Genomic DNA, 10,538 nt, shown 5'->3' on the forward strand with positions numbered 1-10,538 from the left:
TTCCCCGGCGACGGACCGCACCCGTGCACGGCGTTGTCTGTGCTTTCCGCCACGTCGGCCGTCGATCGTGCCTGTCCGAACGACCGGAAACGCGTTCCTACGCGACCATGGGATCCGAGGGCGTTGCGGCTGGGTATGCCGGACCGCACCTCGACGAAAGCGACGGAGGACACCGATGGCACTGCTGCGACAAGAGGCCGAACCCGACGAGGTGGGGCTGGACCCGAAGGCGCTGGACCGCCTCGACCAGTACTTCGCCCACTACGTCGACGAGGGGCGGCTGCCCGGCTGCCTGGTGGCCGTCTCGCGCGGCGGACACGTCGCCCATCTGACCACGCACGGCCGGCGTGACATCGCGGCAGGACTGCCCGTCGAGGCGGACACGCTGTGGCGGATCTACTCCATGACCAAGCCGGTCACCGCGGTCGCCGCGCTGCTGCTGATGGAGGAGGGCAAGCTGTCGCTGGACGACCCGGTCGCCGCGCACCTGCCGGTCTTCGCCGGCGTCGAGGTGTACGACAGCGGCTCCGGCGCCGACGTCACCACGCGCCCGGCCGCCGGGCCGATGCTGATCCGGCATCTGCTCACCCACACCGCGGGCCTGACCTTCGCCTTCTACCACTCCCACCCCGTCGACGCCCTCTACCGCGAGGCCAACCTGGAGTCGGCGGTTCCGCCGGGTGCGAACCTGGCCGAGACGATCGACGTGTACGCGAGCCTGCCGCTGCAGTTCGAGCCGGGCACGCAGTGGAACTATTCGGTGGCGTCGAACGTGCTGGGCCGGGTCATCGAGGTCGCGTCCGGGCAGTCCCTGGACGAGTTCTTCCAGGAGCGCGTCTTCCGGCCGCTCGGGATGCCCGACGCCGGGTTCCAGGTCTCGGCCGAACAGGCGGGCAGGCTGGCCGAGTTGTACGGCGAGACCGAGGGCGGCGGCATCGAGCCGATCCCCGGGCTGCCGCTGCACGGCCGGCCCAGGTTTTTGTCCGGCAGCGGCGGCTTGGTGACCGGCGCGTACGACATGCACCGCTTCATGGAGATGCTGCGGCGCCGCGGCGAACTCGACGGCGTCCGCCTGCTCGCCCCCGAGACCGTGGACCTGATGACCTCCAACCACCTTCCCGGCGGCGCCGATCTGCGCTCCTTCGGCGCTCCCCCGCACAGAGAGCCCGGCAACGAGGGCGTCGGCTTCGGCTTCGGTGTCTCCGTGGTGATCGACCCGGCCCGGACGCTCGCGCCCTCGGGGCTGGGCACCTACGGCTGGAGCGGAGTAGCGACGACGACGTTCTTCGTCGACCCGGGCCGCGATCTGACCGTGCAGTTCATGACCCAGGTGCGGCCCCGGACCTCGCACACGATGTTCCCGGACCTCAAGCGGCTCGTGTACGAGGCCGTCACCGACTGATCAGCTCAGCGTGAACTCGACGCCGTCCCGGGCGAGTTCGTCCAGCCACTCCCGCGAGCGCGCCGCGGTCCCGGCGGCGCGGCTCAGGCCCGGTGGCAGGGAGCCGTCCAGGATGTGCCGGACACCGAGCGCGAGGGTGCGGGAGACACAGCGGGCCATCGCGCTCTCCTCCGCGTCGCCGGTCAGGTCCAGGAGGTAGCCGCCGGACCACTGGTTCACCTCCAGCGACACCGCGAGCACCACCCGGTCCCGGTCCGCCTCGGTGGTCGGGTACGTGGCCGCCAACTCCTGTGCCAGGGCGGCGATCCGGCCGTCGTCGCCCGCCTTCAGCTCTTCGAACACGGCGTCCCAGGCCCGCAGCCAGCCGGCCAGACGCAGCGTGCCGCGGACGAAGGCCTGCGGTTTCCAGGCGGGCGGCAGTCCGTACTGCTCCATGAAGGGCAGGCTGTCGCGGTTGGGGTAGGCCTCGAAGGTCTCACCGTCGACGACATGCTCCCGGGTCGCCTCCCAGGGCCGGTCGGCGACGGTCTGCGCGCCGTCCTCGATGTAACGGGCCGGTGAGCGCAGGGCGCCCAGGACCCCCGCGGGCGCCCAGCTGAAGCGGTACCTGAAGTCGTTCGGGACCGCGGGGACGCCGCCGCAGTACGAGGTGAGGCGGTACGAGGCCGCCGTGTCGGCGCCGATCTCCGCCCGGGCGCGGGCGACAAGGCTGTGCGCGAACAGGTGGTCGATGCCGGGGTCGAGACCGGCCTCGGTGAGCACGACCAGCCCCGCCCCCGTCGCCGCGGGCACCTGATCGAGGACCGCCTCCGACACATAACTGGAGCAGGCGAAATGCGCCCTCCCCCGCAGCCGACCCGGTGCAGTCCGCTGTCGTATCCGGCCTCCTCGCGGAAACGGCCGAAGGCCTCCAGGCTGCGGGCGCCGAGCTGGATGTTGAGTTCGTCGGAGAACTGCGCCCGCACACCGCCCGCCGCCTCGGACGTGGATCCGGCCCCCAGCTCGTCCCGTTCCACCAGGACGACGTCCCGTACGCCGGCGCGGGCGAGGTGGTAGGCGATGCTCGTGCCCATGACCCCGCCGCCGATGACGACGACCCGAGCCTGCAGCTTCACGTGTGTGCCTCCTCGGCGGCGTCGATCACGGCCGGGCGGCGCCGCCGGGCAGACGCCCCACCCGGTCCCCGGAGAGGAAGAGGACGTCGTCGGTCATTCCCTCTTCCTGTCCGGACCGGCGCCACGGCAGTCAGGACCAGTGCGCCACGGCGTCCAGATGGGGCAGGTGGTGGTCGAGGCGCTCCCGCTTCGTCCGCAGATAGGTGATGTTGTTCTCACACGGCGGTATGAGCAGCGGGACCTGCTCGGCCACTTTGATGCCGTGCTCCAGCAACGCCTCGCGTTTGCGCGGGTTGTTGGACAGCAGGCGTACGGAGCGCACGCCCAGGTCGTCGAGGATCCGTGCGGCGACGCCGTAGTCGCGGGCGTCCACCGGCAGACCGAGCGCGAGGTTCGCCTCGACGGTGTCCAGGCCGTCCGCCTGCAGCGCCATCGCGCGCAGTTTGCCCAGCAGGCCGATGCCGCGGCCCTCGTGCCCACGCAGATAGACGACGACGCCGCGCCCCTCGGCGACGACGGCGCGCAGCGCGGAGGCGAGTTGATCGCCGCACTCGCAGTGCTGGGAGCCGAAGGCGTCGCCGGTCAGGCATTCGGAATGCAGCCGGGTGAGGACGTCGTCCGTGCCGATGTCACCGTGGACCAGGGCCACTTGCTCGTCGCCGCGATCGTGGTCGAGATAGCCGACCGCGCGGAATTCCCCATACACCGTGGGCAGGGGCGCATTCACGACACGCTCGACGCCCGTCCGCTGTGCGGACTTCTGCGGTGACTTCTTGGCGAGTACGCCGATGTTTTCTGTCATGATCTGGTTCCTAAGCAGAGACGAAAGGCCGTGAGGAAATGAGTGGTACGGAAACGCGTTCGGCGGCATACGGGCTGTTGCCGGCGGACACCACACAGGACGTACGCACGCGCGGGGCAGGCGTCTCACGGCAGGTCGCCGTCCTTCCCGTCGGGAGCTTCGAGCAGCACGGCCCCTTCCTTCCGCTGGCCACCGACACGCTCGTCGCCTGTGCCGTCGCGCGGGAGATAGCCGCCGCGCACCCGGTGCACCTCCTTCCTCCGGTGACGATCTCCTGCTCGCACGAGCATGCGGCCTGGCCGGGGACCGTCAGCATCTCCTCCGTCACCCTTCACGCGGTGATACGGGACATAGCGGCTTCGCTCCGCCGGTCGGGCGTCGACACGCTGGTGCTGGTCAACGGGCACGGCGGAAACTACGTACTGGGCAACGTCGTTCAGGAATCCTCCGCGCGCGGTGAGTCGATGGCGCTGTTCCCGGCCGGGGAGGACTGGGAGACGGCGCGGGAGCGGGCGGGGGTGCGGACCTCGCTGCTCACCGACATGCACGCGGGGGAAATTGAGACCTCCATCCTTCTGCACGCTCATCCTGAATGGGTCAGGCCCGGTTATGAGACCGCTGATTTCGTCGCGGACGACCGGCGTCATCTGCTGACTCGCGGAATGTCCGCCTATACCGATTCGGGTGTCATCGGGCGTCCTTCGCTGGGTTCGGCGGAAAAAGGGAAGGCGCTGCTGGAGAGCCTCGCGGATTCCTTCGGCGCGTGTTTGTCGTTGTTCACGGATGCCGCGGGTGACGCGGGTGACTCACGGGGGTAGCGCCGGCGGGCGACCAGGACGAGGGCGCCGGGCAGGCTGGCCGCGAAGCTGAGCACGCCGTACACGACGGCGACGGCCAGTCCGCTGCTCGCGCCGAGCCCGGCGGCACCGAACGCCCAGGCGGTGACGCCCTCCCGGGGTCCCCAGCCGCCGACGTTCAGCGGCAGGCCCATGGCGAGCAGGGCGAGCACCGCGATCGGCAGCAGTACGACGGTGGAGGCGGCGGAGCCCGCGACGCTGGCGGCGAGCACGAACATCGCGATGTGACCGGCGAGCACGACGACGGACGACCCGACGATGCCGGGCCAGTTACGGCGCGACAGCAGGCCTCGGCGGGCCTCGCCGAGCGTCGAGCGCAGGGCACGCCCGCGGCGGGAGGGCGCCCGGTTCATACGCAGCGCCAGGACGACCGCGCTCGCGCCCAGCGCGGCGAACAGGATCAGCGGCGCGAACTGCCGGGTCTCGTCCCGCACCGGCGACTCCATGGTCAGCAGCACCGCGGCACCGACGAGTGCCAACACGGCCTGTCCGGCGGCCCGTTCGAGTACGACGGCCCGCACCCCGCGGCCGAGGTCGCCCTCGCTCTTCCCGTGCCGCACCGCCCGGTGCACATCGCCGAGCACGCCGCCCGGCAGGGCCGCGTTCAGGAACAGCGCCCGGTAGTAGTCGGCCACGGCCGGCCCGAACGGCAACCGGATCCGCAGCCCACGTGCCACCAGCGCCCAGCGCCAGGCACTGAACACGGTGGTGACGACGCCGATCCCGACCGCGGCGCCCAGCGTCACCACGTCGATGCGGCGCAGCCCGTCCAGGAACACGCCGCTGCCCATGCGCCAGAGCAGCACGGCGAGGATGGCGACGCCCGCGATGGTGCCGAGGTGGGGGCGGAGGCGGCGCAGGAAGGCGGGGCGGGTGGTGCCGTCGGACGCTGCGTCGACGGCGGTCCGGCGCGCATCGGCGAGCGGGGCGGTGTCCATGGCCGCCGGCCTCTCCACAGCAGCGCCTGGGGCGAGTTCGGCGGGCCGGTGGGGGGCGTGGGCCTGGCGTGTCTTCGCGCAGGTGGGCGCGGTCCGCGTCGTGGCGGGCGGCGTGACGCGAGCGCCCGTACCGACCCGTGCCACCGCGCGGACCCCCGCTGCCGCACGGACCCTGATCACCCGCACCGCCGCCTCGGCGGTCACCGCCTGTGCGGTCATGACGTCCCGCCCATCGGCCGTGACAGCGCCAGCAGGTCGGTGTGGTGGACGGTCACGCTCAACTCGCCCGCGGTGCAGGCCTCCAGGCGGTCGCGCAGGTAGGCGTCGGCGCGTCCGCGCAGTTCGGGGCGTTGCTCGACGGCCGCGCCGACCCAGCCGCGCAGCCACTGGGCGGTGAGGTCGGCTTCGTCGGGGCCGAGGCGCCAGGGGCTGGGGTGCATATGGACCGTCGCGCCACGGTCGGAGAAGGCCTCGCAGGCGACGGTGACCGCGTCCGGTCCGAGCAGGCCGGAGCGTCGCTGGTGGGCGTTGAACGCCTCGGCGATCTCCGTGTCCAGCGGGTGGGACGGGGTGAGGTCGACGCGTCCGGCGACCGAGAGCGTGAGCAGGGCCGGGCAGCCCGCGCCGGTGCAGGCGGCGGCGAGGGTGTCGATCTCCTCGCGGGTGAGGACGTCGAGGAGTGCGGACGCGGTGACCAGTGAGGCACCGGCGAGGGCGTCCGGGGTGAGCCGGGCGACGTCGCCGCGGCGTGACTCGACGGTGACGCGGCTGCCGTCGGCGGCGGAGCGCGGGGAGGACACGGCGGCGAAGTGCAGGAGGTAGGGGTCGCGGTCGTGCAGGATCCAGTGCTGGGCGCCGTCGAGTCGGGGGGCCAGCCAGCGCCCCATCGAACCGGTGCCGCAGCCCAGGTCGTGCACGACCAGGCCGCCGGCCCGCCCCGGCAGATTCGCCAGCCGGATCCGCAACGGATCGAGCAACTCCCCCGCCCGCGCCAGCGCGTCGGCCTCTTCCCGCAGCTGAAGCCACTCCGGCGCATACCGCGGCGGCTCCTCGGGCCCGTCCTCACGCAACCGCACGGTGGGCCGCTCACCGGGGCGGGGGGCGGGCCCGGCGCCGGGGATGACGTCGTCCGCGGACGGGACGGCGCCCCTCGACGCCGGCCCCGCGGACCGGCCTCCACTCCTCACCCCGGCCTCCAACGCCCCAGAGGCACCCCGTGGCCCCGCTCCCACAGCCGGAACCCCTGCCCCGGCCCCGGACTCCGTCGACCGGACCTCCAGCCCCGCCCCGAACTCCATCGCCCCAGAGACACCCCTCGCCCCCGCTCCCACAGCCGGGCCACGTCCCCCCGCCTCATACTTCGCCGCCCGGTCCCCAGGCGTCGCCGTCGTGACACCGCCCGGCCCGGGACGCGACGCAGTCGGTCGGGGCGGCTGGCCGGAGTCGGCGGATTCGGTGGGGTGCTGTCCCTGCCGGGCGGTAAGCGTCCCGTTCTGCTGAGCCGGTGCCGGATTCCGCAGTTCCCGCGGGCCTGGCTGTGCCGGGATGCCGCCGTGCTGGGTGGTCGCTGTCTTCCTCATGCCGCCCTCCTGGGCTGGTTCGGCAGTCGGCCCAGTACCGCGGCCAGGCTGCGGGCCGTGGTGGCCCAGCCGTCGAGGGCGGCGCGTCGTCCTCGGGCAGCCGCCTTGAGGCGGCGGCGTACGTCGGCCTCGCCGAACCAGCCGCGCAGTTCGGCGGCGAGGGCCAGGGGGTCCTCCGGGGGGACGAGGATGCCGGGCACGCCGCCGTCGGGGGCGCGGCCGACGGCCTCCGGCAGACCGCCGACGTCCGTCGCCAGCACCGGGATGCCGCGCGCCAGCGCCTCCGTCACCGCCATGCCGTAGGTCTCGGCGTAGGAGGTGAGGACCATGAGGTCGGCGGCGGCGTAGCTCGCGTCGAGTTCGGCGCCGGCCTGCGGTCCCGCCAGTACCAGCCGGTCCTCCAGACCGTACCGGGCGATCAGGGACCGCAGTTCGGCCACGTACGCCGGGTCGTGGCCGAGGCCGCCCACGCATACGCAGCTCCACGGCAGGTCGGCCACCGCGGCCAGCGCCTCCACCAGCCGGTGCTGTCCCTTGCGGGGCGTCACCGCGGCCACGCACAGCAGCCGGGAGACGCCGTCCGTGCCGGAGGCGAGGGGGGCGATGTCGGCGCCGGGGGCGGCGACATGGACCCGCTCGGGGGCGAGCCCGTGGTGGGCGACGAGGCGGCGGACGGCCCAGTCGGAGGTGGCGATCACGGCCGGCACCGCGCGCAGCACCGCGCGCTCCTTGGCGTCCAGCTCCGCGGCCACCGCGGGCGCAAGGCCCCGTTCGTCGCCGAGCGGGAGGTGGACGAGGACGGCGAGGCGCAGGCGTTCGGCCTCCGGGACGACGATCTCGGGGACGCCGCAGGCGACCAGACCGTCGAGGAGGACGGCCGTGTCATCGGGCAACTGCCGCAAGACGCGGGCGAGTTCCGCACGCGCGTCCGCTTGCGGCCGGGGCCAGCCGCCGTCCACGGTGTGCTTCTCGACCTGCCAGCCGAAGCCCGGCAGGTCCAGACACACCCGCCGGTCGTAGGCGTTGCCGCCGCTCGGCCGGGCCGGGTCGTCGACGCCGCCCGGCATGACGAAGTGCACGGAGCGCAGGGACATGGGGATGATCTCCGCGTTCTTCAGGGCGGAGTGCTGCACGGGGACGTAGTCGAGCCGCTTGGGCTCCAGGGCCCTGCCGGTGGCGGGGGGCTCCATGGTCGTGTCGGTCACAGGGCACGCTCGTAACTCGCCCAGGCGACATGCGACTCGTGCAGGGTGACGGTGAGGCCCGCGATGCCCCGGGCGCCCTCGCCGAGCGCGCCCTTCTCGATCCGCTCGGCGAGCCGGTCGGCGATGACCTTGGCCAGGAACTCCGTGGAGGTGTTGACTCCGGCGAAGTCGGGTTCGTTGTCGAGGTTTCTGTAGTTCAGCTCGGCGACGACGGCGGCGAGTTCCTGGGTGGCCAGTCCGATGTCGACGACGATGTTGTCGTCGTCCAGCTGCTCGCGCCGGAAGGTGGCGTCCACCAGGAACGTCGCCCCGTGCAGGCGCTGCGCGGGCCCGAAGACCTCGCCGCGGAAGCTGTGGGCGATCATGATGTGATCGCGGACGGTGATGCTGAACAACGGACGACCCTCCAGGTGCGGCGCGTCTGGTCCCCGGCTGATCGCCGCCGGGGATGCCGTGTAGTACGGCTCTCTGCCATGCCTTGTTCAGCGACCTGTTCCCCTTTTTGGGAGGTCAGGCGCTCTTGTCGTCCAGAACATGTCGGTCAGGGCGTGTCCGTCAGGGCGTGTCCGTCAGGGCGTGTCCGCGTACCTGACGCGGTGACACAGCGCCGGGATCTCGCCGGACGCGAGCCGCGGCAGCACGTCCGGGAGTTGCTCGAAGCCGCACTCTCCGGTGACGAGCGCGTCGAGGGCCGGGTCGGCGAGCAGGTCCAGGGCGAGGGCGAGCCGGTCGGCGTACGTGCGGCTGGACCGGCGGGCCGGGGAGACGGTGCCGACCTGGCTGCTGCGGATGACCAGGCGCCGGGAGTGGAAGGCCTCGCCGAGCGGCAGGCTGACCCGCCGGTCGCCGTACCAGCTCAGTTCGAGGACCGTGCCCTCGGCGGTGAGGAGTTCGAGCGAGCGGGCCAGGCCCTGTTCGGTGGCGCTGGCGTGGACGACCAGGTCGCAGTCGCCGAGGGCGTCCGCGGGGGCCGCGAAGCCGACGCCGAGTGCCTCGGCGACCTTGGCGCGTGCCGGGTCGGCGTCGACCAGTTGGACGCGTACGCCGGGAAAACGGGCCAGCAGCGCGGCCACCGAGCAGCCGACCATGCCGCCGCCGACCACGGCGATCCGGTCGCCGACCAGCGGCGCCGCGTCCCACAACGCGTTCACGGCGGTCTCCACCGTCCCGGCGAGCACGGCACGCGAGGCGGGCACCGACTCCGGCACCACGGTGACGGCCGCGGCCGGGACGACGTACCGCGTCTGATGCGGATAGAGGCAGAAGACCGTACGGCCGACCAGTGCCGCCGGGCCCTCCTCCACCACGCCGACGTTGAGGTAGCCGTACTTCACCGGGCCGGGGAACTCGCCCTCCTGGAACGGTGCCCGCATCGCCGCGTACTGGCTCTCGGGCACGCCGCCGCGGAAGACCAGCGTCTCGGTGCCGCGGCTGACCCCGGAGAACAGCGTGCGCACCAGTACTTCGTCCGTGCCGCGTTCCGGCAGATCCACCTCACGTGTCTCACCGCGCCCGGGCGAGTTGAGCCAGAAGGCGCGTGCGGTGGGGTTCATCGGAGTCCTCCTGAACGATCGGGTAGCCGTCCACGTACGGAGAGGTGCACAGGCCGCGCACAACGTAGCGGCGTTGATCGACTCTGTCACACGGCCGGAGGATGTTCGGTGGCCCTGAACCACACTTACGACGCGAGGCTCGTCCAGCAGGAGACCGCTGTGGGAGCGGGTGTGCAGATCCTGTTGCTGACCCTGCTCGGCACGGCGATCGGGATGGGGCCCGCGGGCTGGCTGACCGGGCTCACGTTCGCGATCGCCACCTGGGCCGTGCTCTCCCGGGCCCTGCACCGCTCCCGGCCGCGGTCCTTCGGCCCCGCGAACCGGGTCACGCTCGGCCGCTCCATCCTCGTCGGCGGTGTCACGGCCCTGGTCGCGGATTCCTTCCAGAGTCCGCCGCCCCTCACGCTGTTCGTCGGGCTGACCGCGGTGGCGCTGATCCTGGACGGAGTCGACGGCAAGGTGGCCCGCCGCACCGGCACCTCGACGGCGCTCGGCGCACGCTTCGACATGGAGGTCGACGCGTTCCTGATCCTGGTGCTGAGTGTGTACGTGTCGATGTTCCTGGGTCCGTGGGTGCTGCTGATCGGCACCATGCGCTACGTCTTCGTCGCCGCGGCCCGTGTCTGGCCGTGGCTCAACGCCCCGCTGCCGCCGAGCACCGCCCGCAAGACGGTGGCCGCGCTTCAGGGCGTGTTCCTGCTGGCGGGCGCGTCGAAGCTGCTGCCGTACGCGGCGACGTTCGGCATCGTGGCGCTGGCGCTGGGGCTGCTGGTGTGGTCGTTCGGACGGGATGTGCTGTGGCTCCGGCGGACGTCACGGACCGAGGAGACGCCCCGCCAGGAGGCTCCCGTGGAGGTCCGGGAGCCCGAGTTCGCCGCCCGGTGTGGCCGCGGAGCGGCAGCAGTCCGATCGCCCCGCCAGGAGACTGCCATGGCGGCCCCGGAACCCGAGTTCGCCACCCCATGACCGGTCAAACCCAGCCCGGCAACAGTCCGATCACACCACCAGAAGCTGCCATGAAGACCCGGGCACCCGAGTTCGCCTCCCGTTGACCGGTCAGGTACGGCCCGGCAGCAGGCCGATCAC

At 72.5% G+C, this 10,538-nt stretch carries 8 protein-coding genes and 3 pseudogenes; 3 read left to right on the forward strand and 8 right to left on the reverse strand.

Annotated features, from left to right (window positions below):
- Nucleotides 1-175 precede the first annotated feature (175 nt).
- Nucleotides 176-1,402 carry a serine hydrolase domain-containing protein gene (locus tag GFH49_RS12625; protein WP_155055932.1) on the forward strand — a complete coding sequence of 409 codons (1,227 nt, stop codon included), beginning with the start codon at nt 176-178 and terminating at the stop codon, nt 1,400-1,402.
- On the opposite strand, the pseudogene GFH49_RS12630 reads toward GFH49_RS12625, so the two are convergent.
- From GFH49_RS12630 to ribA, 3 genes and pseudogenes are all read right to left on the reverse strand, one after another.
- Nucleotides 1,403-2,254, reverse strand: a pseudogene (locus GFH49_RS12630) (saccharopine dehydrogenase C-terminal domain-containing protein); the annotation flags it as partial.
- Nucleotides 2,254-2,517: pseudogene (locus GFH49_RS12635) on the reverse strand (FAD-dependent oxidoreductase); the annotation flags it as partial. The pseudogenes GFH49_RS12635 and GFH49_RS12630, both read right to left, overlap by 1 nt.
- Before the next feature lie 130 nt (nt 2,518-2,647).
- Nucleotides 2,648-3,319: a GTP cyclohydrolase II gene (ribA, locus tag GFH49_RS12640; protein WP_155055933.1), complete on the reverse strand. Its 672-nt coding sequence runs from the start codon at nt 3,317-3,319 to the stop codon at nt 2,648-2,650.
- 38 nt (nt 3,320-3,357) lie between these two features.
- Here ribA and GFH49_RS12645 point away from each other — a divergent pair, with 38 nt between their 5' ends.
- Entirely contained in the window at nt 3,358-4,137 is a 780-nt protein-coding gene (locus GFH49_RS12645; RefSeq protein ID WP_155055934.1) for a creatininase family protein, read from the forward strand.
- Between the two features lie 95 nt (nt 4,138-4,232).
- Here the strand turns inward: GFH49_RS12645 and GFH49_RS40065 are convergent.
- The 5 genes and pseudogenes from GFH49_RS40065 to GFH49_RS12670 form a co-directional block, all read right to left on the reverse strand.
- Nucleotides 4,233-5,333: pseudogene (locus tag GFH49_RS40065) on the reverse strand (lysylphosphatidylglycerol synthase transmembrane domain-containing protein); the annotation flags it as partial.
- The gene (locus tag GFH49_RS12655) at nt 5,330-6,301 is read right to left on the reverse strand and encodes a class I SAM-dependent methyltransferase (protein ID WP_230396259.1); all 972 of its coding nucleotides are present in this window, start codon (nt 6,299-6,301) and stop codon (nt 5,330-5,332) included. The gene GFH49_RS12655 and the pseudogene GFH49_RS40065, both read right to left, overlap by 4 nt.
- Before the next feature lie 389 nt (nt 6,302-6,690).
- Complete coding sequence (locus GFH49_RS12660; RefSeq protein ID WP_155055959.1) at nt 6,691-7,884, reverse strand: glycosyltransferase family 4 protein; 1,194 nt, start codon at nt 7,882-7,884, stop codon at nt 6,691-6,693.
- Nucleotides 7,885-7,895: 11 nt separating this feature from the next.
- Complete coding sequence (locus GFH49_RS12665; RefSeq protein WP_155055937.1) at nt 7,896-8,294, reverse strand: 6-pyruvoyl trahydropterin synthase family protein; 399 nt, start codon at nt 8,292-8,294, stop codon at nt 7,896-7,898.
- Nucleotides 8,295-8,468: 174 nt separating this feature from the next.
- Nucleotides 8,469-9,452 (reverse strand): zinc-dependent alcohol dehydrogenase, encoded by a 984-nt coding sequence (locus GFH49_RS12670; protein ID WP_155055938.1) that lies wholly within the window; start codon nt 9,450-9,452, stop codon nt 8,469-8,471.
- A 108-nt stretch (nt 9,453-9,560) separates the two neighbouring features.
- On the opposite strand from GFH49_RS12670, the gene GFH49_RS12675 reads away from it, so the two are divergent.
- Nucleotides 9,561-10,418, forward strand: a complete 858-nt coding sequence (locus GFH49_RS12675; protein WP_155055939.1) for a CDP-alcohol phosphatidyltransferase family protein — start codon at nt 9,561-9,563, stop codon at nt 10,416-10,418.
- Nucleotides 10,419-10,538: the final 120 nt, after the last annotated feature.

The organism is Streptomyces blattellae (assembly GCF_009709555.1).
Taxonomy (GTDB): domain Bacteria; phylum Actinomycetota; class Actinomycetes; order Streptomycetales; family Streptomycetaceae; genus Streptomyces; species Streptomyces blattellae.

Coding starts and splice junctions, on each gene's coding strand:
- GFH49_RS12625 (WP_155055932.1), top strand. CDS start 176: ATGGCACTGCTGCGACAAGAGGCCGAACCCGACGAGGTGGGGCTGGAC.
- ribA (WP_155055933.1), bottom strand. CDS start 3,319: ATGACAGAAAACATCGGCGTACTCGCCAAGAAGTCACCGCAGAAGTCC.
- GFH49_RS12645 (WP_155055934.1), top strand. CDS start 3,358: ATGAGTGGTACGGAAACGCGTTCGGCGGCATACGGGCTGTTGCCGGCG.
- GFH49_RS12660 (WP_155055959.1), bottom strand. CDS start 7,884: ATGGAGCCCCCCGCCACCGGCAGGGCCCTGGAGCCCAAGCGGCTCGAC.
- GFH49_RS12670 (WP_155055938.1), bottom strand. CDS start 9,452: ATGAACCCCACCGCACGCGCCTTCTGGCTCAACTCGCCCGGGCGCGGT.